Genomic DNA, 24,963 nt, shown 5'->3' with positions numbered 1-24,963 from the left:
GGAACACCCGTCAGGCGCTATAGCCGGCCCATACTGGAGAGTGACGCATATGCCGCTTCCGAAGTTGCCTACCCGCCCCGCAGCCATCCTGACCTTCCCCTCGGGCGAAACCGCCCGGGCGCAGGCCCGCACCCCCAAGACTGCCGCTGCGCGGTCCAATACCCAGGCCGCCCTGGCCGAGGACGACGAAGACGAGCTGCTGATGCAGCCCGAACTCGAAGGCATGGCCAGCCCGGCCCGCAAAGCGCAGATTCCGGCGCCCGCCCGCCAGGTGCCTCCCCCGCCGCCAGCCGCGCCGGCGCCGCGAGCCGAGGCCCACCCGGCCAAGACCGCCGCGGCGCCCGCCAAGCGCGGCAAGGCCCGCGCCCAGAACGCGCCGCGCAAGCTGTTCGTGCTGGACACCAACGTGCTGCTGCACGATCCCAGTTCGCTGTTCCGCTTCGAAGAGCACGACATCTTCCTGCCGATGATGACGCTCGAAGAACTGGATCACCAGAAAAAGGGCATGTCGGAAGTGGCGCGCAACGCCCGCCAGGTCAGCCGGTCGCTCGACGCCCTGGTGCAGGACACGACCCAGCTCGACGAAGGGCTGGAACTGGCCAAGCTGGGCAACAAGGACGCCACCGGGCGCCTAATGTTCCAGACCACAGCCATCCACAGCACCCTGCCGTCGGACCTGCCCATGGGCAAGGCCGACAACCAGATCCTGGGCGTGGTGCGGGCCCTGCAGGAAAAATACCCCCAGCGCGAAGTCGTCCTGGTGTCCAAGGACATCAACATGCGCCTGAAGGCGCGTGCGCTGGGTATGGCCGCGGAAGACTACTTCAACGACCACGTCCTGGAAGACTCGGACCTGATGTATTCGGGCGTGATGCAGCTGCCCGAGGACTTCTGGAACAAGCACGGCAAGGACGTCGAATCCTGGCAACAGGGCGGCACCACCTTCTACCGCATCCACGGCCCGCTGTGTTCGCAGTTCGTGGTCAACCAGTTCGTCTATTTCGAAGGCCAGATGCCCCTGTATGCCCAGGTGCGCGAGGTCAGCGGCAAGATGGCGGTGCTGGCGACGCTGCGCGACTACACCCACGGCAAGAACAACGTCTGGGGCATCACGGCGCGCAACCGCGAGCAGAACTTCGCCATGAACCTGCTGATGAACCCGGAATGCGACTTCGTGTCGCTGCTGGGTCAGGCGGGCACGGGCAAGACGCTGCTGGCGCTGGCGGCGGGCATCACGCAGGTACTGGAAACCAAGCGCTACACCGAAATCATCATGACCCGCGTCACGGTGCCCGTCGGTGAAGACATCGGCTTCCTGCCCGGCACCGAAGAAGAAAAGATGCTGCCCTGGATGGGTGCGCTGGAAGACAACCTGGATGTCCTGAACATGGGCGAAGGCGAAGGCAACGGGGACTGGGGGCGCGCCGCCACCATGGACCTGATCCGTTCGCGCATCAAGGTCAAGTCCCTGAACTTCATGCGCGGCCGGACCTTCCTGAACAAGTACCTGATCATCGACGAGGCCCAGAACCTGACGCCCAAGCAGATGAAGACGCTGGTGACCCGCGCCGGCCCCGGCACCAAGGTGATCTGCCTGGGCAACGTCGCCCAGATCGATACGCCCTACCTGACCGAAGGCAGTTCGGGCCTGACGTTCGTGGTCGACCGCTTCAAGGGCTGGCCGCATTCGGGCCACGTCACCTTGCAACGCGGCGAGCGCTCGCGCCTGGCCGACTACGCCGGTGATGTTTTGTAGCCCCCACGCTACGCCCGCTGCCATGGGCTAGCTGCCCCCAAGGGAGCTGTTTCTCCTTGGGGCGGCCGGGCGGAAACGATCTTCCGATGAGCAAAGAAAAACCCCTTGAGCAATCAAGGGGTTTTTTATGCCCGACGCGGACGATTACTTGTCCGCGGCGTTGGTAATGGCGTTGCCGGCCCGCGACATGTCTTTGCCCATGCCCGCGACGGTATTGCAACCGGCGAGCACGAAGCCGAACACGACGAAGGCGGTCAGCACGATCTTGCTGCGCATGCTGGCGCTCCTGAAGTGAGAAAACAGATCCGGGGCGTACTTTAAACGATTTGGACGCGCAGCTCGCCCAGGCCTTCGACGCCGCCGGTGATTACATCGCCCTGCACGACCGCGCCCACGCCTTCGGGGGTGCCCGTGAAGATGATGTCGCCCGGCTGCAGTTCGAACAGGGTCGACAGGTAGGCGATGCTTTCCGGCACGTTCCAGATCATCTGGGAGATGTCGCTGGCCTGCTTGCGCTGGCCGTTCACGTCGAGCCAGATCGCGCCCTTGTCCAGGGTGCCGACCACGCTGCGCGGGTGGATCGGGCCGAGCGGGGCCGACAGGTCGAAGGCCTTGCCCACTTCCCAGGGGCGGCCCTGCTTCTTCATTTCGCCTTGCAGGTCGCGGCGGGTCATGTCCAGGCCCAGGGCATAGCCCCAGACGCAATCATTGGCCTCCGCGACCGGAATGTCGCGGCCGCCCTTGCCCAGCACGACGACCAGCTCCATTTCGTAGTGCAGGTTGGAGGTCTTGGGCGGGTACGGCATCTTGCCGGTTTCGCCATCGGCCACACTCAGCACCGCGTCGGCGGGCTTGCAAAAGAAGAACGGATCTTCACGGCCGGTGAAGCCCATTTCCTTGGCGTGCTCGGCGTAGTTGCGGCCGACGCAGTAGACGCGGCGCACGGGGAACAGCGCGGCGCTGCCGGCAACGGGAACCGCGGTCTGCGGCGAGGGGGGCAATACGTAGTCCATGATCTATCAACCTATGACGAGTGGGGCAGCCCGGTGGCAAAAATCATCCGCGAGTTTATCCCTTTCCGCGGGACTGGGGCTTGTCGGCACGAAAAGGCGGCCGCGCGGGCGCCGGGCGCGGGGTTTCAGGAAATTGTAGGGATTTCGCCATCAAACACCACCAGGCGTTCAATGAAACCGGCCATGTAGGCCTTCATTTCCTGGTGGGCGGGCGATACCTGGTAGCGGTCGTGGGCCGCGGCGTCCGCAAACGTCGCCACCACGGCATGGGTCAGGCCGTCCGAACGGCTGGCCTGGTTGGGCCGGAAGGCGTAACCGGCCACGCCGTCGCATTCGGTCAGAATGCGGTCGCAATAGGACTGCACGCGGGCATGGAAGCGCGCATCGGCCGCGCCGGACAATTGCAGCATCACGATATGCAAGAACATCAGGATTCCTTTTTCGCAGGGAACATGGCCAGCCAGGCCCGAGACACCAGGCCCATGATGCCGTCGCGCAGCAGCAATACGCACAAGACGAAAATCGCGCCCTGGACGATGAGCACCCACGAGCCCAGCGGCGCCAGGTAGTTTTGCAGCGACACGAAGGTGAAGGCGCCGGCCAGCGGGCCGAACACCGTGCCGATGCCGCCCAACAGGGCCATTAGCACCACCTCGCCGTTGGCGTGCCAGTGCACGTCGGTCAGCGAGGCCACGCCGAACACCAGCACTTTCAGCCCGCCTGCCAGCCCCGCCACCGAGGCCGACAGCGTAAAGGCCAGCAGCTTGTAGCGCGACGTGGAATACCCCAGCGAGCGGGCGCGCTGCTCGTTGTCGCGCACCGATCGGATCACTTCGCCAAAAGGCGAATTCAGCACCCGCAGCACGAAGGCGTAGCCCAGCGCGAACACCGCCAGCGTGAAGTAATACATGGGCATCACGCCTTCCAGGTCGAACAGGCCGAACAGCTTGCCGCGCGGCACGCTCTGCAACCCGTCTTCGCCGCCGGTAAAGCCCGCCTGCACCGCGATGAAGTACACCAGTTGCGACAGTGCCAGCGTGATCATGGCGAAGTAGATGCCCTGGCGCCGGATGGCGATCGCGCCGAACGCCAGCCCCAGCAGGCCGCCGGTCAGCACGCCGGCCAGCAACCCCAGTTCCGGCGTGGCGCCGAGCAGCTTCATGACGATGCCGGTGGCGTAGGCCGCGGCGCCGAAGAAGGCCGCATGGCCGAACGACAGCAGTCCGACATAGCCCACCAGCAGGTTGAAGGCGGCCGCGAACAGGGCAAAGCACAGCACCTTCATCAGGAATGTCGGATAGACGAACCACGGCGCGGCCAGCGCCACCACCGCCAGGACCGCCATGCACACGCGCATGGCGCGGCGGCTCAGTTGCACCGGCTGGCGCGTGGCCTCGGCCGCCAGCACGTTCTGCACCTGCAGCGGCTTGCCGAACAGGCCCGCGGGCTTGCACAGCAGCACCAGCACCATGATGATAAAGATCGCCAGGTTGGCGGCCTCGGGGTAGAACACCTTGGTCAGGCCTTCGATGATGCCCAGCCCGAAGCCGCTGACGATGGCCCCCATGATGGAGCCCATGCCGCCGATCACCACCACCGCAAAGACCACCACCACCAAGTTGGACCCCATCATGGGGCTGACCTGGTAGATGGGGGCGGCGATCACCCCGGCCACCGAGGCCAGCGCCACGCCCAATGCATAGGTCAGCGTGATCAGCAGCGGCACGTTGATGCCGAACGACCGCACGATCGTCGGATTCTCGGTGGCGGCGCGCAGCATGGCGCCCACCCGCGTCTTTTCGATCAGCACCCAGACGGCCAGGCACAGCACCAGCGACACCACCACGGCCCAGCCGCGGTACCAGGGCAGGAACATGAAGCCCAGGTTGACCCCGCCCGAGAGCGCCTTGGGGATGGTGTAGGGCAGCCCCGACACGCCATAGGCCTGGCGCAAGCCGCCTTCGATCAGCAGGGCCAGGCCGAAGGTCAGCAGCAGACCATACAGGTGATCCATGCGGTACGTGCGTGAAATCAGCAGGCGCTCGGTCACGATGGCGAAGGCGGCCATGATGAGCGGCACCAGCACCAGCGCCGCCCAGTAGTTCACGCCCAGGTAGTTCAGCAGCATCCAGGCCAGGAACGCGCCCGCGGTGTACTGCGCGCCGTGGGCGAAGTTGATGATGTTCAACAGGCCGAAAATCACCGCCAGCCCGATCGAGAGCAAGGCGTAGAAAGAGCCGTTGATCAGGCCGAGCAGGAGCTGGCCGAATAGTGCCGTGGACGGCACGCCGAATATTTCGAACACAGGATTCTCCCCTCAGACACCCAGGCGGCGCGCGATCCGGGCGGGATCATTGCGCGCCTCTTGCGCCGACAACTGGTCGACCACGCAGCCGTGCTCCATCACGTAGTGGCGGTCGGCCACCTTGGTGGCGAAGCGGAAATTCTGCTCGACCAGCACGATGGTGAAGCCGCGCTCCTTGAGCGTGCGGATGGCCTGCCCGATCTGCTGCACGATCACCGGCGCGAGGCCTTCGGTGGGTTCGTCCAGCAGGATCAGCTGAGCGCCAGTGCGCAGGATGCGAGCGATCGCCAGCATCTGCTGCTCGCCGCCGGACAGGTTGCCGCCCCAGCTGGCGCTGCGTTCGCGCAGGTTGGGGAACAAGGCATAGATTTCGTCCAGCGACATGCCGCCGTCGGCCAGCCGTGGCGGCAGCATCAGGTTCTCGGTCACGTTCAGGCTGCGAAACACAGCCCGCTCTTCCGGGCAATACACCACGCCCAGCCGCGGGATGCGGTGCGGCGCCATGCCCACCGTTTCCTGGCCATTCAGGCGGATCGAGCCGCGGCGCTTGTCCAGGATGCCCATGATGGCGCGCAGCGTGGTGGTCTTGCCGGCGCCATTCCGGCCCAGGATGGTCACCAGTTCGCCGCGCTGCACATCGATGTCCACGCCGTGCAGCACGTGGGATTCGCCGTACCAGGCATTGAGGTCCTTGATCGACAGCATCAGCCCTCTCCCTCGTCCGAGCCCATGTAGGCGGTGATGACACGCTCGTCGCGCGAGACCGTGGCGTAGTCACCCTGCGCCAGGACCGCGCCGCGCGCCAGGACCGTGATGGTGTCGGACAGGTCCGCCACCACCGACAGGTTGTGTTCGACCATCAGGATGCTGCGGTTGGCCGACACGCGGCGGATCAGCGCCGCGATGCGGGCTACGTCCTCCTGGCCCAGGCCCGCCATGGGCTCGTCCAGCAGCATGACCTCGGGTTCCAGCGCCAGCGTCATGGCGATTTCCAGCGCCCGCTTGCGGCCATAGGGCAGCAAGGCGGCCGTGGTGTCGGCCAGGCCGTCCAGGCCTACGGCCTGCAGCAACGCCAGCCCCTGGTCGTTCAGACGGTCCACGCTGCGCCGGCTGCGCCAGAAGCGCAGGCCGTCGCCGTGCTGGCGCATCAGCGCCACCCGCATGTTCTGCAGCACGGTCAGCCCCAGGAACACCGCGGATATCTGGAACGAGCGGACGATGCCCAGCCGCGCGATCTGTTCCGGCGCCAGCGCCGTAATGTCGCGGCCGCGGTAGTGGATGACGCCCTGGTCGGGCGTCAGGAACTTGGTCAAGAGGTTGAAGCAGGTGGTCTTGCCGGCGCCGTTGGGGCCGATCAAGGCATGGATGGAACCTTCCCGCAGAGCCAGGGACACGCCGTCGACGGCATTGAAACCGCCGAACCGCTTGACCAGCCCCTGGGCGGACAGAACCGCTTGGGTGCTCATGGCGCGTCTCCTACATGCGGGCCAGCAGGCCGCCGTCGATGGCCAGCACGTGGCCATTGACGAAGGATGCGCCCGGTGAGGCCAGGTAGACCACGGCTGGCGCGACGTCTTCCGGCGTGGCCCACCGCCCGGTGGGCACGGCCGTCGCCAGGAACGACTGGAATTGGGGGTTGTCCTGCAGCCCCTGCGTGAAATCGGTGCGCACGAAGCCCGGGGCCAGTGCATTGCAGGTGATGCCGCTGGCGCCGTATTCCACGGCCAGCGCGCGGGTGAAAGCGGCAATCGCACCTTTGGCCGTGGCATAGGCCGCGATGTTGGGCATGGTGGCCTGTCCGGCCACGGACGACATCAGCACGATGCGGCCAAAACCGCGGGCGGCCATGGCGGGCAGAACGGCCCGGGCACAGTGAAACGCACCATTGACATGCACATTCTGCAAGGCCTGCCACTCGGCCGGTGTCATCTCGACCACCGGCTTGCGGTTCTGGTTCCCTGCGTTGCTGACCAGCACGTCGATCCGCACCCCATCGGCTTCCAATTGCGCCACGGCCTGAGCCACGGCGGCGCCGTCGGCGACGTCGAACACGGCGCTGCGCGCCGTGATGCCCGCCTGGGCCAACTGCTCGCAAGCGGCGTCGCAAGCGGCCTGCGACAGGTCGTTGATCACCAGTTGTGCACCCGCCCGGCCCAAGCCGGACGCGATCGCGTAGCCCAAGCCGCGCGCCGCCCCCGTCACCAGCGCGGTGCGTCCGGCCAGCCCGAAGGTCTGGCCCAGATAGTCCTGTTTCAAGCGTGTCTCCTTGTTTTATATGCACCGGATCTCTGGGTCCGGCCTGTGTCGCTTCCCGCTTTCGTAGGCTGAAAACAGGATTGACATAAATCTCAATATACGCGACTATTTTCAAACACTCAATAACAAGATTCTTTGTTTATCTTCCATAACGAGTTCAGGCTAGGAGACATCATGGCCCTTGAAACCCCCGGCTGCCCCGCAGCCAATGCGCTGCCGCCACTGGCCTCGCGCTTTCTGAAAGTCGATGAATTGCCGTGGAAACCCACGCAGGTGGAGGGCATCGATATGAAGGTGCTGATGCAGGACAAGGAAACCGGTCTGTTGACGGCCCTGTTCCGTTGGCAGCCCGGCACCGAGTTGCCGCTGCACGAGCATGTCGAGGTCGAACAGACCTATGTGCTGGAAGGCTCCATCGTCGATGCCGAAGGCGAAGTGCGGGCGGGCGACTACGTCTGGCGTCCGCGCGGCAACCAGCACGTGGCGCGCGCGCCACACGGCGCGCTGGTGCTGAGCTTCTTTCTGAAACCCAATCTGTTCATCGACGCCTTCGCCGGCCAGAAGCTGGAATAGGCGCCGCACCGGCAGCATCCGCGCGACCGCCCGGCACAGGGCGGCGCGCGACAAGACATAAGCCCCCAAGGAGACAAACCATGAAGACCCGTTTCAAGCTCTGCCTGGCCGCCTGCGCGCTGGGCGCGGTTTCGCTGTCGGCCCACGCCCAGGTGTCGGACGACGTCGTGAAGATCGGCGTGCTGGGTGACCAGTCCGGCATGATGGCCGACCTGTCCGGCAAGTTCGGCGTCGAAGCCGTGAAGATGGCCGTAGAGGATTTCGGCGGCACCGTGCTGGGCAAGCCGATCGAAGTCGTGTCGGCCGACCACCAGAACAAGGTGGACATCGGCGTGTCCATCGCGCGCCGCTGGTACGAGAACGAGAAAGTCGACCTGATCCTGGACGTGCCCAATTCCGCCATCGCCCTGGCGGTGCAGGACCTGACCCGCCAGATGAAGCGCGTGGTGATCTTCACCAGCGCCGGCTCGGCCGACCTGACCGGCAAAGCCTGCTCGCCCAACGGCATCCACTGGACCTACGACACCTACGCCTACGCCACCGGCGTAGCCAACGGCATCATGGAAGACGGGGGCAAGAGCTGGTTCTTCATCACGTCCGACTACGCCTTCGGCCATTCACTGGAACGCGACGCCATGGCCGTCGTCAAGGCCAAGGGCGGCCAGGTGGTCGGCAGCGTGCGCCACCCCATCGCCAGCGCGGACTTCTCGTCGTACCTGCTGCAGGCGCAGGCGTCCAAGGCCCAGGTGATCGGCCTGGCCAACGGCAGCGGCGACACCATCAACAGCATCAAGCAGGCGTTCGAGTTCGGCATCATGGGCAGCAAGCAGCGCGTGGCCGCCCTGTTCATGAGCATCGTCGACGTGCGCAGCGTCGGGCTGGAAAACGCGCAGGGGCTGAATCTGGTCGAACCGTTCTACTGGGATCAGGACGACAAGGCGCGCCAGTGGTCCGAGCGCTATTTCAAGCGCACCGGCCGCATGCCGTCGATGGTGCAGGCCAGCAACTACAGCGCCACGATGCACTACCTGAATGCGGTCAAGGCGGCGGGCACCGACGGGTCCGAAGCGGTGCTCAAGAAGATGCATGAAACCCCGATCAACGACTTCATGACCGACAACGGCCGCATCCGCGAAGACGGGCGCGTCATGCGCGACCTGTATCTGTTCCAGGTGAAAAAGCCGGCCGAGTCCAAGCGCGACTGGGACTACTACAAGCTGGTGCGCAAGATTCCCGCCGATCAGGCCTTCCGTCCGCTGAACCAAGGCGGCTGCCCGCTGGTGAAATCATGACAGACGGGGCTTCTCAACTGCTGGCCGGCAAGCGGGCCATCATCACGGGCGGCGCCAACCCCCGCGGCATCGGCGCCGCCATCGCCAGCCAGTTCCTGGCGCAAGGCGCCACCATCGCGGTGCTGGACTACGCCTATCCGGACGAGGCCGAAGCGGCCTTGGCCGGCGGCCGCGTCAACCTGCATTGCGACGTGTCCAGCACGGCGTCGTGCGAACAGGCCGTGGCCCGGGCGGCGCAAGCGCTGGGCGGGGTCGACGTGCTGGTGAACAACGCGGGCATCGTCGCCGCCACCCGCATCTGGGATCTGGCCGAGGACGAATTCCGCCGCATGCTCGACGTGAACCTGACCGGCACCTACAACGTCACGCGCGCCGCCCTGCCCCGGCTGCTGGAAAGCGACCGCCGTCCGGCCATCGTCAACTTGGGATCCACCGCCGCGCTGCGCGGCGGCGGATTGCTGGGGGGCTCGCACTACGCGGCCTCCAAGGGCGGCGTGATCAGTTTCACTAAAGCGCTGGCGCGCGAGCTGGGACCGCGCGGTGTGCGGGCCAACTGCGTGGCGCCGGGCATCATCGAAACGGACATGACACTCGGCAAATTCGGCGAAAATTGGGAACAAGAACTCAAACAGGGCATTCCGCTGCAACGCTTCGGCTCTCCGGCCGAGGTCGCGCAAGCCATTCTTTTCCTGGCCTCGGATCTGTCCTCCTACTCAACCGGCATCGTGGTCGACGTCAACGGCGGCTTCCACATTCACTAGGCGCGTCCGCAGCAATGAGCACTCCCGATCGCATGTTGTCCATCCTCGATCTTTTCCGCGACGACACCACCGCCGCCTTCCAGGAGGACGTCATGGCGCATCTGGAGTGCTCGCGCGCCACCGCCTATCGCTATCTCAAGTCGCTGACCGAGAGCGGCCTGCTGACCCCGACCGCGGGCGGCGCCTATGTGCTGGGATCGCGCATCATCGAACTGGACCGGCACCTGCGCCAGCACGATCCGCTGATGCGCGCGGCGCGCGAGGTCATGCGCGCCACCGGCGACGAACTGCACGCCAACCTGATGCTGTGCAGCTACTACGGCGACAAGGTCATGTGCGTGGACCGCTACTGGACCGACAACTCGATCGAATCCAGCTACGCCCGCGGCCGGCCGTTCCCGATGTTCCGCGGCGCCACCGCCAAGCCCATCCTGGCCAACCTGCCGCCCTACCAGCTGCGCAACCTGATGCTGTGGCACGCGACCGAAATCCGCGAAGCCGGGCTGGGGGAAGACTGGGATGCGTTTCGCGCCAACCTGAAACGGCTGCGCACCGCCGGCGTGTGCGTGTCGCACGGCGAGGTCGACCCCGGGTTGATGGGGATCGGCTCGGCCATCTTCAGCCCGGACCAGAAAGTGGTAGGCAGCCTGGTGTTCATCGCCGCCGAATCCCGCACCCCGCCCGACCGGCTGGCGCTGCTGCAGGCGCGCATCCAGACCGCGGCGGCGCAGGTGTCGCAGAATCTGCTGGGCCCGCAAAACAACGGCGCGGCGGCGATCGGCATCATGCCGTCGCGGCCGCGCCGCCTGAAGACGCCGGCCGGTGCAACACCGGCGCGGCGCAAAGCCTGATCAGGCCTTGTTGTAGCGTTCTGCGCTCTTGACGATTTCGTCGTGGGCGGCGTCAACGCCCTTCCAGCCCTTGACCTTGACCCACTTACCCTTTTCCAGGTCCTTGTAGTGCTCGAAGAAGTGCTGGATGCGAGCCACGTCTTCGGTCGGCAGATCTTCGTAGGACTTGATGTTGCGGTAAGGGGGGTACAGCTTTTCGATCGGCACGGCCAGGAGCTTGGCGTCGCCGCCCGACTCGTCGTCCATTTCCAGCACGCCGATGGCGCGGCAGCGCACCACGGCGCCGATCTGGATGGGGAACGGGGTCAGCACCAGCACGTCGGCGGGGTCACCGTCTTCCGACAGGGTCTGCGGAATGTAGCCGTAGTTGCACGGGTAGTGCATGGCCGTCAGCATGAAGCGGTCAACGAAAATCGCGCCGGATTCCTTATCGACCTCGTACTTCACCGGGTCGGCGTTCATGGGGATTTCGATGATGACGTTGAAGTCTTCCGGCAGCTTCTTGCCGGGGGACACGCGATCAAGACTCATGATTAAACCTTGTTAGTCTGAACTGAAAGAGGATCAAAGCGAACCGTCGTTCTTGAACGGCGGCTTGGTGGTCGGCACCGGCGCGGCAGGCGCGGCGGGCTTGGGCGTTGCCGGCGCCGCGGGCGGCGCAGGCGAGTAGCTCGGCACGGGGCTGTCGAAAGCCGCGGCCGGGATCGGGGCGCTGTCGAAATATTCGTCGATGTCGGACGTACCGCCCACCACCGGCGCATCTTCCGGCGCCAGCGCGCGGGCCTGCTGCTCTTTGCTGACCCGGGCGTCCGGATCCAGCACGTAGTCCGACGCCGAGGCCGCAACCGAAGGCGGCAGCGCGGGATAGTCGCCACCGATATCGGCATCGGCATCCGACAGGCCTACCGCGTAACCGCCTTCGGCGTCCAGGCGGTACGGGTCCGAACCGGTGTCGGCGGCCGGCAGCGCCGCATCGGCGGCGAGCACCGGCAGCGCCATGCTGGCGGCGGTGGCCAGGCGCCAGTGGCGCATGGCGTCAGCCGGACGGTCCAGGCGGTCGTACAGGCTGCCCAGCAATGCATGGGTCTGCGCGTCGCTGCGGCGCGACAGGCTGCGCAAGAGGTAGCGTTCGGCCTGGCCCCACAGCTGGCCGTTCAGGCACAGCATGCCCAGGGCGGTCAGCAGATCGGGATCGGTGGGACGTTGCTGCAGCCAGGTCTCCGCCTTGGCCAGGCGGCGCGAGACTTGCTCGGCGTCGCAGCGGGCATAGGCGGCCACCAGGGCGGGATTGAACTTCACGGCGATGGCGGCCTCGAGCACCTTGGCGGCCTCGTTGGCCTCGCCCGCCGCCTCAAAGGCAGAGGCGCCGGCCAGCGCGATTTCTGGCAGCAGCCGTTCTTCGGCCTTCAGGTCTTTCCAGATGGCGCGCCAGGCATCGCTGGCGGCGCCCGCGCGCAGGCGCGCGGCGCCCGAGGCGTCGATCAGGTGATCGCCTTCGGTGCGGGCCAGGGCGTTGCGGCGCAGCAGGCCGCGAGCCAGCGTGAAGACCTGTTCGTCGTGATGCAGCGCGGTGTGGGCGCGCAGCAGCAGGCGCATGGTGTGCAGGTGCCGGGCGCCGCCGTCGGCCAGCGGCGACAGCACCGCCAGGGCGCGCTCGGCGCGCCCTTGGTCCAGCAGCATGTCGGCCGAGACCGTGGCGGTGGCTTCGACCAGGCCCGGATCGGTGCCGGCGTGTTCCTGGGCGGTGGCCAGCAGGCGGTCGCGGCGGTCGAATTCACCCAGGCCATGCGCCGCGCGGGCAGCCGACAGGGCAGCCAGCACGCGGCGGGTCTGCACCTTGGTCTGCTCGAGCAGCTTGGTCAGGTCTTTTTCGGCGTGCGAATAGCGTCCTTCCAGCAGGCCGATCCAGCCGCGTTCGAGCAATTCGTGGTCGCGCGCCTGGGCGCGCTTGCCGCGCCAGGCCCGCACGCGATCCGGAATCGCCAGCAGCCAGGCCAGCACGCGCAGGCCCACGTACAGCACCACGAACGCCGCCACGATCAGCAGCACGGCGAGCGTCAGCGACATCGAGATGCGCCACGGCCAGACCAGCAGCAGCACGTTGCCGGAATGCGAGCGCAACACCACCGCCAACGCGACAGCGATGACGGCAAGCAGCAGAGTCCAGAACCAGGTACGCATGGCCTTAGTCCTGGTCGCTGTTCTTGAAGCCGGCGGCGCGCAGCGCGGCGATGGCGTTCAGGCTGTCCGAGACGTCAGGCATGCGTACCGCGATGTCGGTTTGCGCCAGTTCGCGCGCCAGCGTCTGGGCGGCGACGGTGTCGGGTGAACGGTTGTCGAAATACTTGGACAGCGTGGTGCCGACGTTGTCGAGCTCGCTCTTCCAGACAGCGGGCTGGCGCATCAGCATGGACAGTTGCACGGTCAGGAGGCGCTGGCGCAGCGTGGCGCGCACCTGATCGGCCTGTTCGGGCGACAGCAGCAAGGCCGCGGGCTCGTCGACGCGTTGAATGGTGATCAGGCCGCCCAGCTCGTGCGCCAGCGCGGAACCGGCGCGGCCGGGCCACGAGGCCACTTCGGCGCGCCAGCGCTGCCACCAGGGCGCATCGGCGGGCAGGTCAGCCTGCGGGTCGACCGCCGGGGCCGGGGCCACGGGACGGGTCTCGCTGGCGGCAGCGATACCAGGCGCGGCGGCGTCCGGCACCAACAGCGGCGCCTTGCTCACCAGGGCCGTCAGACGCTCGATGCGGGCCGATTGGGCCGGGATATCGACGGTGGACACGGCGCGCAGGCGGTCCAGATCACCGTTGATGGCTTGCTGCAGGCTGGAGAAGCGTGGGCGGTCGGCCCGCGCCAGGCGCGATTGCGCGGTTTCCAGCGCGACGATGGCATTGGACACGTTGCCGGCCAGGCGCAACTGCTGGCTGCCGATGGTCAGCAGGCGTTCGACGTCGTTGGCCAGCAGTTCGTCGCTGGCGCTGTCGTTGAAGTTCTGCCAGGCCTGTTGCAGGGCGTTGTACTGGCTTTGGGTTTCGCGCACGGATTCTTCGAGGTCACCCAGGCGGCCGGCCTGGGCTTGTGCCAACGCCAGGGCTTCGCGGGTGTCCTTGCGGGCTTGCGCCACGTCGGCCGTCAGCGTGTCCAGGCGCGTGGCGACCTCGCGTCCGGCGGCGACGAACTGGGTGCGCTGCTTCCACAGGGCAAAGCCCAGGCCGACGGCCAGGAGGATGACGATGATGAGGGCGGTGACCAACGGGCCACTGCCGCGCTTGGCCGGACGGGCCTTGACGGAATCGGCCGGGGCCGATGCGGGCGCGCTTGCGCCCGGGGCAGCCGCGTGAACGGCCGGATCGGTAGCGGGAGTCTTGTCTGTCATGACGCGATTGTATTCGGTGTCCGTCCGATGCAACGAATCAAGCAGCAACAAAAGCCTGGAAAATCGACTCGTCGTTGGGCAAGCAGATTTTTACCATTGCTTGCGAAGCCGCGCCATTCGCGGATTGCGGCACGCGCCGCGCCAGCGAAGGATGCGTCAGGACGAAGCGGCAGCCCGCCCACCACGAGGCCAGCCCGGCGGCCTGCAGCGCGGCGCGCGCGGCATCCGCGCCCTCGCCGCTGGTGATGAGCCAGGTGGGCCGCACGCCCTCGGCAGCCCAGCGTCTCAGGGGGGCAAGCCGGGTTTCGTCCCAGTGCGCGGGGCAGCGCTGATAGGCCGCATGACGTGTCACGGCGACGCCATGCGCCTGCAATTGGTCGGCCAGCCAGTCCCTGCCCTGCGTGCCGCGCACGAGCAGCACCCGCGGCGGCAGCCGCGGCAACCCTCGCAGTACCTCCCAGAGGGCTTCGGAATCATGGCTGACGGCGTCCTCGCCGGGATGCAGAACTGTTGTATTCGCGCCAAAACCTGGCAATGCCAGCAGGCCCGCGGCACTGGCCGGACCCACGGTCGCGGCCGCCACTCCGTCCGGCCACGGTGCCGGACCGTCGGCCTGGGCCAGCTGGTCCAGGTAGAGCCGCGCGGCATTGCCGCTGACAAACACGACCATGTCGTAGCCAGCGGGCCGGGGCAGGTCCGCGGTCGGCGTGGGCAAGGGATGGATGTCGAGCGCGGGCAGGATGCAGGGGGTCCAGCCGGCGCTGGCCAGACGGCCGGCCAGCGCCTCGTTGCGGCCGGCAGGCCGCGTCAGGACGGCCACGCGCGGCGCTTGAGCGGCGGCGGCCCTGTCCATCAGTCGGGTGCGGCGTCTTGCAGCAACTCGTCGAGAATAGCCTGCGCGCCGGCATCGAACAGCTCGGCGGCGACCGCGTCGCCAATGGCCTGCGCCTGCGCCACCGGACCGGTGCGTTCGGCGCGCAGCATGCGCGTGCCGTCCGGCGAGGCCACCAGGCCGCGCAAGGTCAGGCTGTCGCCCGAGATCTCGGCATAGGCCGCCAGGGGCACCTGACAGGAGCCGCCCAGGCGCCGCGACACGGCGCGTTCGGCCAGCGAGCACAGGGTGGCCAGCTCATCGTTCAGCGGCGCCAGCCAGGCACGCAGATCGTCGCGATCATCGCGGATCTCGATGGTCAACGCGCCCTGCCCGGCCGCCGGCAGGCAATCGGCCGGATCGAGCAGGCAACGGATGCGGTCGGTCAGGCCCAGCCGGTTCAGGCCGGCGGCGGCCAGCACGATGGCGTCGTATTCGCCGCGGTCGAGCTTGCCCAGCCGGGTGTCCAGGTTGCCGCGCAGCGGCTTGACCACCAGTTGCGGATAACGTGCGCGGATCTGGGACTCGCGGCGCAGGCTGGACGTGCCCACGACGGCACCGGCCGGCAGCTCGGCCAGCGTGGCATAGCGGCTGGAGACGAAGGCGTCGCGCGGGTCCGCGCGATCGAGTACGGCGCACAGCTCGAACGGAGCCTGCAGATCGACCGGCATGTCTTTCAGACAATGCACGGCCAGATCGGCACGGCCGTCGAGCAACGCGTTTTCGAGTTCCTTGACGAAGAGCCCCTTGCCGCCCACCTTGGAAAGGGTGCGGTCGAGGATCTGGTCGCCTCGGGTCGTCAGAGTGAGGAGTTCAACCGCGCACGCTGGGTACAGCGTGCGCAGCCGATCGCGCACATGCTCGGCTTGCCACAAGGCAAGCCGGCTGGCGCGGGTCGCAATGACCAGGCGTTGTGGCAGTGACACGAGGCGTCATCAAACGAAGTTGGAGACGATGACCGTCGCGACTACCCCGAGGATGGCCAGCACGAACAGGCCCTGAAGCAGGCTCAGGCCCGACTCGGATTGCTGGGGATCGACGGATCTACGCAGACTCATGTGCTGATTCCTTGGAAGCGGTTTTGCGGCTTGCCAGCCACCGTCCAAGGACAACAACGAGCAAGGCGCCGATAATTTCTGCAGCGATTTTAACCGTAGTGGGCTGAACACCGAATTGACGTTCGACAACCACATCGGTAATAAGCATGCCGCCCGCGATCCAGCCCAGCAGCGCCGCGCCAAACGTAACAACCAGCGGATACTTGTCGATCAGCTTCAGAACCAGCGTGCTGCCCCAGATGATGATGGGCACGCTGACGACCAGGCCGAAGATCACCAGGCCGATCTGATGGTCGGCGTGGGCGTTCTGGGCGGCGCCGGCAATGGCGATGACGTTGTCCAGGCTCATCACGAAGTCAGCGATGATGATGGTCTTGATGGCGGACACGATGGATGTCCCGCCCTTGACGTTGCCATGCGCATCGTCTTCGGGAACCAGCAGCTTGACGCCGATCCACACCAGCAGCAGGCCGCCCACGACCTTCAGGAACGGAATCGACAGCAAGGTCAGTGCGAAGGCGATCAGCACGACGCGCAGGATGATGGCGCCCGCGGTGCCCCACAGGATGCCCTGCATGCGTTGCTTGGGCTCCAGGTTGCGGCAGGCCAGCGCGATCACCACCGCGTTGTCGCCGCCAAGCAGGATGTCGATAAGAATGATCTGGAATACCGCTGCCCAACTCAGCGTCTGGAAAAACTCAAGCAATTTGAACCCCCGAAGGCATTTATCAATAGAAAAGCCGGCCCCGTGCCGGCCGACCCGCCGCGCTGTGCGCGGCGGGCCAATTCAAAACAACTTATTATTGTAGTTCAGCTTTCAGTCAGCTTTCTGGCGAATCAGCAAAACTTTACCGATCGCCAGGACCAGCAACGCCCCCAGTACCCCGGTCAGGAGCCCGAAGCTGTGCTGGGTCATGCCCAATGCCGCGTCGATGCGCGCCACCGGCTCCTGCAGGGCCGGATCCCCCACCAGCAGTTCGCCGGCAATGAAGCCCAACAACGCCGCCCCGACCCAGACGATGAGCGGGAAGCGCTCGATGACCTTGAGCAGCAGCGTGCTGCCGAAAATCACCAACGGAATACTGATCGCCAGGCCCAAGACCAGCAAGGTCGTGTCGCCCATCGCGGCGGCCGCGACGGCCACGACGTTGTCCAGGCTCATGACCAAGTCGGCAATCATGATAGTGCGGATTGCGGTCAGCAGGTTGCCGTGTGTCTTGCCGTCGCCGTCGTCCTCGCCTTCCGGCAACAACAGCGTGACGCCGATGTAGACCAGCAGCAGCGCGCCGATGAGCTTGAGCCACGGCAGCATCAGCAGCTTGGCGGCAACCAGCGTCAGCACGATACGCATGATGATCGCGGCGGCCGAGCCGATCACGATCGCTTTCTTTTGCTGCGCCGGCGGCAGCGAGCGCGCTGCCAGCGCAATGACCACGGCGTTATCGCCCGACAGCAGAATGTTGACCCAAATGATCTGGAGCAACGCTAACCAGAATGCCGCTGAACTGAGTTCCATACCTCTCTTTCCTAGGACGTGATCCCCCTAGGACAAACCAAATGAATGGGTGAAAAAGACAAAAAAACGTACTGACCGTCTTGGTGCGAGCCCGACGGCATTCTTGCTGGGTACGTGCGGAATTTCTTTCATTATAGTTTCGTTCAGCTTTCCGTATGTTTCACCGGCCGCATCATGGACACGGGATTTCCCTAGGGAAAAACGAAAAGCGAACAAAAAAAGGCCCGCCGAAGCGGGCCTTTTGTCTTGCAACCGGATTTACAGCACCGACTTGAGCAGCTTGCCCATTTCGGAGGGGTTGCGGGTCGTGCGGATGCCGCAAGCTTCCATGACTTCCAGCTTGGCGTCGGCCGTGTCGGCACCGCCGGAGATCAGCGCGCCGGCGTGGCCCATGCGCTTTCCAGGAGGAGCGGTGACACCAGCGATGAAGCCGACGACCGGCTTCTTCATGTTGTCCTTGGCCCACTCGGCGGCGTTGACTTCGTCCGGACCGCCGATTTCGCCGATCATGATGACGGCGTCGGTGTCGGGATCGTCATTGAACATGCGCAGGACGTCGACGTGCTTCAGGCCGTTGATGGGGTCGCCACCGATGCCGACGGCGCTGGATTGACCCAGGCCCAGCTCGGTGACTTGCGCCACGGCTTCGTACGTCAGGGTGCCCGAACGGCTGACGATGCCGATGCGGCCCTTGCGGTGGATGTGACCGGGCATGATGCCGATCTTGATTTCGTCCGGGGTGATCAGGCCGGGGCAGTTCGGGCCCAGCAGCAGGGTCTTGCTGCCCTTGGCCTTCATGCGGTTCTTGACTTCCAGCATGTCACGGACCGGGATGCCTTCGGTGATGCAGATCACCAGATCCAGTTCGGCCTCGACGGCTTCCCAGATGGCGGCGGCGGCGCCGGCCGGCGGCACGTAGATGACGGACACGGTCGCGCCGGTGTCGGCCTTGGCTTCCTTCACCGAAGCGAAGATCGGCACGCCTTCGAAGTCTTCACCCGCCTTCTTGGGGTTCACGCCGGCCACGAAGGCGGCTTTGCCATTGGCATACTCACGGCACATACGGGTGTGGAACTGGCCCGTCTTACCCGTGATGCCCTGGGTGATGACTTTGGTGTCCTTGTTGATCAGAATCGACATTTGTGAATCCTTGGATTTTCTTTGTACTGCCGGGCCGCCCCAAGGTGCAAAGCGCCCCCTTGGGGGGCAGCAAGCCTGAGGGCGCGGCGTGGGGGCATATTTACTTGACGGCGGCTACGACGCGGGTGGCGGCTTCGGCCATCGTGTCGGCGCTGATGATCGGCAGCCCGGAGTCGGCCAGCATCTTCTTGCCGAGTTCTTCGTTGGTGCCCTTCATGCGGACGACCAGCGGCACGTTCAGGTTGACGGCCTTGCAAGCAGCGATCACGCCTTCGGCGATGACGTCGCAGCGCATGATGCCGCCGAAGATGTTGACCAGGATGGCCTTCACGCTCTTGTTCTTGAGCATGATCTTGAAGGCTTCCGTGACCTTCTCGGCCGTGGCGCCGCCGCCGACGTCCAGGAAGTTGGCCGGCTCGCCGCCGAACAGCTTGATGGTGTCCATGGTGGCCATGGCCAGACCGGCGCCGTTCACCAGGCAGCCGATGTTGCCGTCGAGCTGGATGTAGGCCAGATCGAACTTGCTGGCTTCGATTTCAGCGGGATCTTCTTCGTCCAGGTCGCGGTAGGCGACGATTTCCGGGTGACGGAACAGGGCGTTGGGGTCGAAGTTGAACTTGGCGTCCAGGGCGATGATGTTGCCCTTGCTGTCGCGGTTCAGCGGGTTGATTTCAACCAGCGAAGCGTCGGTGTCCATGTAGCAGGTGTACAGCTTCTGGAACACGTCCACGGCTTGCGCGGTGGAGTCGGCGGGCAGGCCGATCGCATTGGCGATCTTGGTGGCTTGCTCGGCGGACAGGCCGGTCAGCGGGTCGATGTATTCGGTGATGATCTTTTCGGGGGTGGAGTGAGCCACTTCCTCGATGTCCATGCCGCCTTCGCTGGAGGCGATGAAGGCAACCTTCTGCGTGGCGCGGTCAGTGACCAGCGACACGTAGTATTCCTTCTGGATGTCGGCGCCGTCTTCGATGTACAGGCGGCGAACCTTCTGGCCTTCCGGGCCGGTCTGGTGCGTGATCAGCTGCATGCCCAGGATTTCCGAGGCGAGCTTGCGCACGTCATCGAGCGAGCGCGCCAGCTTGACGCCGCCGCCCTTGCCGCGGCCGCCCGCGTGGATTTGTGCCTTGACGACCCAAACCGGTCCACCCAGCTTTTCAGCGGCAGCCACGGCCTCGTCGACGGAAAGAGCGGGGATCCCGCGCGGCACGGGGACGCCAAATTGCTTCAGCAGTTCCTTGCCTTGATACTCGTGGATTTTCATGTGTTACCTGTCAGGACGTATGAGAAAGAGAAGGTGAATCGGAGGTCGAATCGGCCGATGCCTCAGCGCTGCCCCCGGTGTACCACTTGGGATAGTGCTCAGCCACCACCGGGCCGCCGGTGCTCAGGGCATGGCAGCCGTCCAGTTGGAATGGACGCCGGTTCGGGTTGCTTTCCTGCCGCCGGCGGTTAGCCATGGTCTGGACCGCCGCGGTGGGAAGCACCTGCGACAGCTCGGTCATGTGCGTACAGCCTTCGACATGGCCGAACCGCTCCTTGACCTGGCGGCGGAACCCCTTGAGCAGGTTCATGCCGATCAGATCGTTGTATGCGGGTTCGATGGCCATGCAATGCTCGCCATAGGGAGCGGCATCATAGACGGCCTGCGCGGCGACGATGGTGAAATCGCCGTCGATGGTGATGCGCAGGTGCATATGGTGGATGGGTTGCCCCGCCTTGAACATCTCGCCGTCGCGCTTGGGAAAATCGTACGCCTTGACGTCGATGAGTTCGGCTTCCAGGTCCCAGTTGCCGTCATCGCGCGCATACGACTGCACGCGTATGGAACGCGTGTGCAGCGGCTGGCGAGGACAATCCGGCGGTGGCAAGGGCATGCTTGGGGCCTGCGGGGCGAAAAGGGCCGGGCAATGAATGGTGCGCGGCAACAAAACCTTCAAAGTATAGCGCAGCCCGCCCTGCCCCAACCGTCTTCAAACCCGTCGGATGGGCCTGGCGCGGGCCAGGCCCGCGCCAGTTGCGTCAGCGCCGTGTCCACGGGGTGGCCGGACTGCCGATCCATGCCTGCCCCGCCGGGATGCTTTCGCCCTTGAGCACCAGGGTCAGCGGCCCCAGGCGCGCGCCGTCTTCGACGCGGGTGTCGTACAGGATGGTGCTGCGCGGGCCGACATTGACCCCGTTGCCGATCCGGACCTGGCCAATCTTCATGACCCGGTCCTCGAACAGGTGAGTCTGCGGTCCCGACCAGGCGTGCAGCACCGCATCGTCCCCAATTAGCACGCAGTCGTACTCGGTCACGTCGGTGGTGTCCATGAACACCCGCTTGCCGATCTTGGCGCCCATGCAGCGCAACGCCAGCGGCAACCAGGGCGTGGCCCGCAAGAAATTGAAGAAATTGGGGACGGCGATGGATTCGTACAGGCTGGTCACGGCCTCGCTTTTCCAGACGAACGGCGTCCACATCGGCTCGGCGCGCGGTTTGTAGCGGCCGATCAGCACCCATTTCAGCAGCACCAGGAACAGGAAGGTGCCCACGCCGTACAGCACGCCAGCCAGCATCAGCTCGTCGAAGGCCGCCAGGAAGCCGTCGCGCACGGCAATGGGGATGACCTTCATGACCGTCAGGTAGCCCACGGCGATCACCACCGCCAGCGGCAGGATCATGCGCATGCCCTCCACCGCGCCGCGCGCCACCTTGCGGCCCAGGCTGGGGCGGAAGGTCAGGTGCTCGGGGAAGCCGGCGGTCTGCTCGCGCGCCGGCAGGGCCAGCGGCGGGTTGCCCAGCCAGGTCTGGCCGCTGGCCATGCGGGCGTTGGCGGGAGCGCGGCTCTGCACGCCGATCAGCACGTCATCCGGCAGCACCGAGCCATCAGGCACGTAGGCGCCATTGCCGACAAAGCTGCGGTTGCCGATGACGGTGGGCCGCATGGTCATCCAGCCACGGTCGATTTCCTCGTCGCCGAGCATCACGCCGTCGGCGATGAAGCTGTCGCGGCCCAGGGTCAGCATGTCGGGCACGATACCCATCGCGGTCGAGATCTCGGTGCCGCGGCCGACCTTGGCGCCGAGCAGGCGATACCAGGTGCCCGCATAGATGGACGCATACAGGCCGTGCAGCACGCTCAGGCTGGATTCCTGGATCTGGTTGGTCAGCCAGCGCCGCAGATAGATCTGGCCGTAGACCGGCCAGCGGCCGCCGCTCAGGCGCGGCAGCAGCGCCCAGCGCAGCATGGCCGACACCAGCACGGTCAGGAACAGCAGCAAGGCGCTGGCGGGCAGCGCCAGCAACAGATAGGCCAGGAACGCGTTGGGCCACCAGACGCGCGAGCCCATCAGGTCCAGCCAGCGCGCGTCGATCCAGTCGATCAGCACGAAGCTGGGAAACACCGGCATGAAGAACAGCGCCGCGATCAGCGTGCCGCCGGCCGCGTAGGCCAGCATGTCCAGGCGCGCCCAGCGGCCCTCGCGGACCGGCCGCGGCGGCAGTTCGGGGGCGCGCGCCTGCGGATCGTGCCGGGCCGGCGAGCCGGTCCAGATCTGGCCGGCGGGAATGCGCGCGCCGGCCGCCAGGGACGACAGCCCTTCCAGGCGGGCGTCCGCTTCCATCGACACATTGCCCTGCACCACCGCGTACGAGCCGATATAGGCGTTGTCGGCCAGGGTGATGGGCGCCACTTCCCAGTGCGCGCCGCGCACCTCGAAGTTCTCCAGGTTCACGGCCGCCCCGATACTGACGCCGTCGCCGACCGTCAGCAGGTCTGGCGCCCGCACGGAAATGCGGCTGATGGCGGTATCGCGGCCGATGCGCGCGCCCAGCGCCCGCAGGTACCAGGCCTGCAGCGGCGACCCGGCCAAGAGGTGCGCGGGCGGAATGTCGAGGATGCGATCGACCAGCCACCAGCGGTAGAAGGTCCAGCCGTACAACGCATAACGGCCCGCCTTGAGACGGCCGAGGATGCCCCACTTGCACACCACCGCCACGCCAAAGCTGAGCAGGTTGCAAGCCAGGTAGCTGGCGATCGACAGCGCCACCGCGCGCCAGACCGAGTCGCCCTCGTCGCCGGTGAAGTAGTGGTAAGTGAAGAAAGGCGTCAGCCAGATCAGCATGCGCACGCCGATCAGCAGCGGCAACACCGCCAATTGCGCCAGGCCGCAAGCCCAGCGGCGCCACTCCGGCGCGCGTTCCTGCGCGGCCTCGGCGCCGGCGGGCGCCGCCGCCTGGACCGCGGCATCGGACTCGACGGCCAGCGCATCCAGCCGCGCCGCCAGCGCGGCCAGCATGGAATGCTGGTACAGCTCGTGCATGGTCAGCGCGGAAAACTGCGGGTGCTTGCGCAGCGACGACACCAGCCGCGCGGCCAGCAGCGAATGGCCGCCCAGATCGCGGAAGAAGTCGCTGGCCAGGCGCAGGGGCTGGCCCGGAAACAGCGGCCGCAACGCCTCGAACAGCGCGTGCTCGCCGGCCGAGACCGGCGTGTCGTCCTCGCCGCTGGGCTCGGAAGCGGTGGCCAGTTCGCGCGCCTTGAGCGCCTTGCGGTCGATCTTGCCCGAGGTCAGCCGCGGCACTTCCGCGACCAGCTCGAATCGGGCGGGAATCATGTAGGCGGGCAGCTCGGCGGCCAGCGCCGCGCGCAGCGCATGCGGATCCAGCCGGGCATCGCCCTCGGGCGTCAGGAACGCCACCAACTGGTCGATGCCGGCCAGGTCGCGCAGCACCACGGCCGCCGCGCCCACGCCGGCCTGGCGATACAGCGCCGCCTCGATCTCGCCGAGTTCGACGCGAAAGCCGCGTACCTTGACCTGGTCGTCGCTGCGCCCCAGGCACAGGATCTGGCCGGTCTCGTCGATGCGCGCCAGGTCGCCGCTGCGGTACATGCGGGTGTCGTGTTCGCCGGTGGGACGCGGATTGGCCAGGAATTTCTCGGCCGTCAGCTCCGGGCGTCCCAGATAGCCGCCAGCCACGCCAGGGCCGGTGATACAGAGCTCGCCGGTCTGCCCCTGCGGCAGCACCGCGCCGTCTTCGCCGCGGATCAGCATGCCGTAGTTGGGCAGCGGCGTGCCGATGGTGACCGGCTTGCCGGGCAGCAGCTCGGCCAGGCTGGCCGACACGGTGGTCTCGGTGGGTCCGTAGGTATTGAACAGGCGGCGGCCGGGCGTGGCCCAGCGCTGCACCAGGAACTCGGGGCACACCTCGCCGCCCAGGTTGACGATGCGCAGGCCCGGCACGTCGCGGCCGAACAGCGCCAGCAAGGTCGGCACCGCATGCAGCACCGTGACGCCTTCGCGCACCAGCGCCTCGGGCAGCCCTTCGGGGTCGGTGGTCAGCATCTTGGGGGCCACCCACAGCGTGGCGCCGACCAGGTAGCTGATCCAGATTTCCTCGAACGACATGTCGAAGGCGACCGAAAAGCCCTGATAGACCTTGTCGCCCAGGCGCACGCCCAGCACTTCGTTTTCGCTGCGCAGGAAATGGCAGATGCTGGCCTGGCTGATGGGCACGCCCTTGGGCTTGCCGGTGGAGCCGGAGGTGTAGATGACGTAGGCAGGATGCTCGGGCAGCAGACCTTCGCGCCGGCGCAGCGGGCCATCGACGGCCTGCGACAACTGCCAGGTGGTCCAGGTGAACATGCCGTCCAGGCGCACGTCGCCGCCGGCGACCAGGCCATGGGCGCCTGCATCCTGCAGGCAGACCAGCATGCGGTCTGGAGGCGTATCGGACTCGAACGGCAGCCAGGCGGCGCCGGCCTTGGCGATAGCCGCCTGCATCACCAGCAAGTCGTCGCCGCGCGGCAGGCACAGGCCGACGATGTCGCCGGGGCGCACGCCCATCTCGATCAGGTGGTGCGCGGCCAGATCGGCGCGGCGCCCCAGGGTCTCGTAAGTCAGGGATTGATCCAGCCACTGAATGGCGATAGCGGCGGGATGCCGCAGGATCGTGGCTTCCAGAATATCGGGCAGCGTTTCCGCGACAAGCAGATCCGGCCGATAAGGGCCTTGGAGAATCATAGGTACGGCGACAATCCGGTGAAAAGGATTTTTGCTTATTGACCCATAAGGCGCGGTTTCGTTCAAGCGCCGGATAAAAAAAAGCCCCTGGCTTGTGCACGGGGTGCACAAAACAGGGGCTCCGGGCAGACGGGCCCGGCGCCAAGGCGCGGGTCCGGCGGACCGATCAGGGGACGGCCCGAGGGACCTCGG

The 24,963-nt window shown here is 66.3% G+C and carries 24 protein-coding genes; 5 read left to right on the top strand and 19 right to left on the bottom strand.

Going from position 1 to position 24,963, the window contains the following annotated elements:
• Positions 1 to 49: 49 nt before the first annotated feature.
• Positions 50 to 1,756 (top strand): PhoH family protein, encoded by a 1,707-nt coding sequence (locus A9974_RS10505; RefSeq protein ID WP_183004024.1) that lies wholly within the window; start codon positions 50 to 52, stop codon positions 1,754 to 1,756.
• Positions 1,757 to 1,900: 144 nt separating this feature from the next.
• On the opposite strand, the gene A9974_RS10500 is transcribed toward A9974_RS10505, so the two are convergent.
• The 7 genes from A9974_RS10500 to A9974_RS10470 all read right to left on the bottom strand — a co-directional run bounded on the left by A9974_RS10500 (position 1,901) and on the right by A9974_RS10470 (position 7,330).
• Positions 1,901 to 2,032, bottom strand: a complete 132-nt coding sequence (locus A9974_RS10500) for an entericidin A/B family lipoprotein (RefSeq protein WP_006388428.1) — start codon at positions 2,030 to 2,032, stop codon at positions 1,901 to 1,903.
• A gap of 41 nt (positions 2,033 to 2,073) precedes the next feature.
• A complete protein-coding gene (locus A9974_RS10495) occupies positions 2,074 to 2,769 on the bottom strand; it encodes a fumarylacetoacetate hydrolase family protein (RefSeq protein WP_183004023.1) in 696 nt (231 codons plus the stop codon).
• Positions 2,770 to 2,894: 125 nt separating this feature from the next.
• Positions 2,895 to 3,197 carry a Dabb family protein gene (locus tag A9974_RS10490; protein ID WP_183004022.1) on the bottom strand — a complete coding sequence of 101 codons (303 nt, stop codon included), beginning with the start codon at positions 3,195 to 3,197 and terminating at the stop codon, positions 2,895 to 2,897.
• Positions 3,197 to 5,074 (bottom strand): ABC transporter permease, encoded by a 1,878-nt coding sequence (locus A9974_RS10485; RefSeq protein ID WP_183004021.1) that lies wholly within the window; start codon positions 5,072 to 5,074, stop codon positions 3,197 to 3,199. Before A9974_RS10485 ends, A9974_RS10490 begins: the two co-directional genes overlap by 1 nt.
• A 12-nt stretch (positions 5,075 to 5,086) precedes the next feature.
• Positions 5,087 to 5,779, bottom strand: coding sequence for an ABC transporter ATP-binding protein (locus A9974_RS10480; protein WP_183004020.1), 693 nt, complete (start codon positions 5,777 to 5,779; stop codon positions 5,087 to 5,089).
• Positions 5,779 to 6,540 (bottom strand): ABC transporter ATP-binding protein, encoded by a 762-nt coding sequence (locus A9974_RS10475; protein ID WP_183004019.1) that lies wholly within the window; start codon positions 6,538 to 6,540, stop codon positions 5,779 to 5,781. The genes A9974_RS10480 and A9974_RS10475 overlap by 1 nt, the downstream gene beginning before the upstream one ends.
• 10 nt (positions 6,541 to 6,550) lie before the next feature.
• Positions 6,551 to 7,330, bottom strand: coding sequence for an SDR family NAD(P)-dependent oxidoreductase (locus A9974_RS10470; protein WP_183004018.1), 780 nt, complete (start codon positions 7,328 to 7,330; stop codon positions 6,551 to 6,553).
• A 174-nt stretch (positions 7,331 to 7,504) separates the two neighbouring features.
• Between A9974_RS10470 and A9974_RS10465 the strand changes: the two genes are divergently transcribed.
• The 4 genes from A9974_RS10465 (at position 7,505) to A9974_RS10450 (ending at position 10,807) form a co-directional block, all read left to right on the top strand.
• Positions 7,505 to 7,903, top strand: a complete 399-nt coding sequence (locus A9974_RS10465; protein ID WP_183004017.1) for a cupin domain-containing protein — start codon at positions 7,505 to 7,507, stop codon at positions 7,901 to 7,903.
• An 80-nt stretch (positions 7,904 to 7,983) separates the two neighbouring features.
• A complete protein-coding gene (locus tag A9974_RS10460; protein ID WP_183004016.1) occupies positions 7,984 to 9,195 on the top strand; it encodes an ABC transporter substrate-binding protein in 1,212 nt (403 codons plus the stop codon).
• Positions 9,192 to 9,956 (top strand): SDR family NAD(P)-dependent oxidoreductase, encoded by a 765-nt coding sequence (locus tag A9974_RS10455; protein ID WP_183004015.1) that lies wholly within the window; start codon positions 9,192 to 9,194, stop codon positions 9,954 to 9,956. The genes A9974_RS10460 and A9974_RS10455 overlap by 4 nt, the downstream gene beginning before the upstream one ends.
• 14 nt (positions 9,957 to 9,970) lie before the next feature.
• Positions 9,971 to 10,807: an IclR family transcriptional regulator gene (locus A9974_RS10450; RefSeq protein ID WP_183004014.1), complete on the top strand. Its 837-nt coding sequence runs from the start codon at positions 9,971 to 9,973 to the stop codon at positions 10,805 to 10,807.
• Here the strand turns inward: A9974_RS10450 and ppa are convergent, their stop codons facing one another.
• The 12 genes from ppa to A9974_RS10395 form a co-directional block, all read right to left on the bottom strand.
• A complete protein-coding gene (gene ppa / locus A9974_RS10445; RefSeq protein ID WP_183004013.1) occupies positions 10,808 to 11,338 on the bottom strand; it encodes an inorganic diphosphatase in 531 nt (176 codons plus the stop codon).
• A 33-nt stretch (positions 11,339 to 11,371) separates the two neighbouring features.
• On the bottom strand, positions 11,372 to 12,988 hold the full coding sequence (locus A9974_RS10440) for a heme biosynthesis HemY N-terminal domain-containing protein (RefSeq protein WP_183004012.1): 1,617 nt from the start codon (positions 12,986 to 12,988) through the stop codon (positions 11,372 to 11,374).
• Positions 12,989 to 12,992: 4 nt separating this feature from the next.
• On the bottom strand, positions 12,993 to 14,183 hold the full coding sequence (locus tag A9974_RS10435; protein WP_183004011.1) for a uroporphyrinogen-III C-methyltransferase: 1,191 nt from the start codon (positions 14,181 to 14,183) through the stop codon (positions 12,993 to 12,995).
• A gap of 37 nt (positions 14,184 to 14,220) precedes the next feature.
• Entirely contained in the window at positions 14,221 to 15,036 is an 816-nt protein-coding gene (locus tag A9974_RS10430; protein WP_183004010.1) for a uroporphyrinogen-III synthase, read from the bottom strand.
• Complete coding sequence (hemC, locus tag A9974_RS10425; RefSeq protein ID WP_183004009.1) at positions 15,036 to 15,980, bottom strand: hydroxymethylbilane synthase; 945 nt, start codon at positions 15,978 to 15,980, stop codon at positions 15,036 to 15,038. Before hemC ends, A9974_RS10430 begins: the two co-directional genes overlap by 1 nt.
• 9 nt (positions 15,981 to 15,989) lie before the next feature.
• A complete protein-coding gene (locus tag A9974_RS29455) occupies positions 15,990 to 16,112 on the bottom strand; it encodes a hypothetical protein (RefSeq protein WP_006218348.1) in 123 nt (40 codons plus the stop codon).
• Entirely contained in the window at positions 16,099 to 16,818 is a 720-nt protein-coding gene (locus A9974_RS10420; protein WP_183004008.1) for a TerC family protein, read from the bottom strand. The genes A9974_RS29455 and A9974_RS10420 overlap by 14 nt, the downstream gene beginning before the upstream one ends.
• Positions 16,819 to 16,929: 111 nt before the next feature.
• A complete protein-coding gene (locus A9974_RS10415) occupies positions 16,930 to 17,628 on the bottom strand; it encodes a TerC family protein (protein WP_183004007.1) in 699 nt (232 codons plus the stop codon).
• Positions 17,629 to 17,886: 258 nt separating this feature from the next.
• A complete protein-coding gene (sucD, locus tag A9974_RS10410) occupies positions 17,887 to 18,768 on the bottom strand; it encodes a succinate--CoA ligase subunit alpha (RefSeq protein ID WP_183004006.1) in 882 nt (293 codons plus the stop codon).
• A gap of 100 nt (positions 18,769 to 18,868) precedes the next feature.
• Complete coding sequence (sucC, locus tag A9974_RS10405; RefSeq protein WP_025140294.1) at positions 18,869 to 20,029, bottom strand: ADP-forming succinate--CoA ligase subunit beta; 1,161 nt, start codon at positions 20,027 to 20,029, stop codon at positions 18,869 to 18,871.
• A 10-nt stretch (positions 20,030 to 20,039) separates the two neighbouring features.
• Positions 20,040 to 20,642: a DUF2889 domain-containing protein gene (locus tag A9974_RS10400; RefSeq protein ID WP_025140293.1), complete on the bottom strand. Its 603-nt coding sequence runs from the start codon at positions 20,640 to 20,642 to the stop codon at positions 20,040 to 20,042.
• Between the two features lie 145 nt (positions 20,643 to 20,787).
• Positions 20,788 to 24,771, bottom strand: coding sequence for a Pls/PosA family non-ribosomal peptide synthetase (locus A9974_RS10395; RefSeq protein WP_183004005.1), 3,984 nt, complete (start codon positions 24,769 to 24,771; stop codon positions 20,788 to 20,790).
• Positions 24,772 to 24,963 lie beyond the last annotated feature (192 nt).

Origin of the sequence: Achromobacter sp. UMC71 (genome assembly GCF_014170305.1) — a bacterium.
Lineage (GTDB): Bacteria > Pseudomonadota > Gammaproteobacteria > Burkholderiales > Burkholderiaceae_B > Achromobacter.
The sequence above is the reverse complement of the archived record's forward strand: the minus strand, read 5'-3'. Positions and strand labels throughout refer to the sequence as shown.

Bases quoted from the DNA above. Each gene is read 5' to 3' on its own strand.
- A9974_RS10415 (WP_183004007.1), bottom strand. From the start codon at position 17,628: ATGGAACTCAGTTCAGCGGCATTCTGGTTAGCGTTGCTCCAGATCATT.
- sucD (WP_183004006.1), bottom strand. From the start codon at position 18,768: ATGTCGATTCTGATCAACAAGGACACCAAAGTCATCACCCAGGGCATC.
- A9974_RS10475 (WP_183004019.1), bottom strand. From the start codon at position 6,540: ATGAGCACCCAAGCGGTTCTGTCCGCCCAGGGGCTGGTCAAGCGGTTC.
- A9974_RS10440 (WP_183004012.1), bottom strand. From the start codon at position 12,988: ATGCGTACCTGGTTCTGGACTCTGCTGCTTGCCGTCATCGCTGTCGCG.
- A9974_RS10500 (WP_006388428.1), bottom strand. From the start codon at position 2,032: ATGCGCAGCAAGATCGTGCTGACCGCCTTCGTCGTGTTCGGCTTCGTG.
- A9974_RS10430 (WP_183004010.1), bottom strand. From the start codon at position 15,036: ATGGACAGGGCCGCCGCCGCTCAAGCGCCGCGCGTGGCCGTCCTGACG.
- sucC (WP_025140294.1), bottom strand. From the start codon at position 20,029: ATGAAAATCCACGAGTATCAAGGCAAGGAACTGCTGAAGCAATTTGGC.
- A9974_RS10460 (WP_183004016.1), top strand. From the start codon at position 7,984: ATGAAGACCCGTTTCAAGCTCTGCCTGGCCGCCTGCGCGCTGGGCGCG.
- A9974_RS29455 (WP_006218348.1), bottom strand. From the start codon at position 16,112: ATGAGTCTGCGTAGATCCGTCGATCCCCAGCAATCCGAGTCGGGCCTG.
- A9974_RS10455 (WP_183004015.1), top strand. From the start codon at position 9,192: ATGACAGACGGGGCTTCTCAACTGCTGGCCGGCAAGCGGGCCATCATC.
- A9974_RS10495 (WP_183004023.1), bottom strand. From the start codon at position 2,769: ATGGACTACGTATTGCCCCCCTCGCCGCAGACCGCGGTTCCCGTTGCC.
- ppa (WP_183004013.1), bottom strand. From the start codon at position 11,338: ATGAGTCTTGATCGCGTGTCCCCCGGCAAGAAGCTGCCGGAAGACTTC.
- A9974_RS10395 (WP_183004005.1), bottom strand. From the start codon at position 24,771: ATGATTCTCCAAGGCCCTTATCGGCCGGATCTGCTTGTCGCGGAAACG.
- A9974_RS10465 (WP_183004017.1), top strand. From the start codon at position 7,505: ATGGCCCTTGAAACCCCCGGCTGCCCCGCAGCCAATGCGCTGCCGCCA.
- A9974_RS10480 (WP_183004020.1), bottom strand. From the start codon at position 5,779: ATGCTGTCGATCAAGGACCTCAATGCCTGGTACGGCGAATCCCACGTG.
- A9974_RS10450 (WP_183004014.1), top strand. From the start codon at position 9,971: ATGAGCACTCCCGATCGCATGTTGTCCATCCTCGATCTTTTCCGCGAC.
- A9974_RS10400 (WP_025140293.1), bottom strand. From the start codon at position 20,642: ATGCCCTTGCCACCGCCGGATTGTCCTCGCCAGCCGCTGCACACGCGT.
- A9974_RS10435 (WP_183004011.1), bottom strand. From the start codon at position 14,183: ATGACAGACAAGACTCCCGCTACCGATCCGGCCGTTCACGCGGCTGCC.
- A9974_RS10490 (WP_183004022.1), bottom strand. From the start codon at position 3,197: ATGTTCTTGCATATCGTGATGCTGCAATTGTCCGGCGCGGCCGATGCG.
- A9974_RS10505 (WP_183004024.1), top strand. From the start codon at position 50: ATGCCGCTTCCGAAGTTGCCTACCCGCCCCGCAGCCATCCTGACCTTC.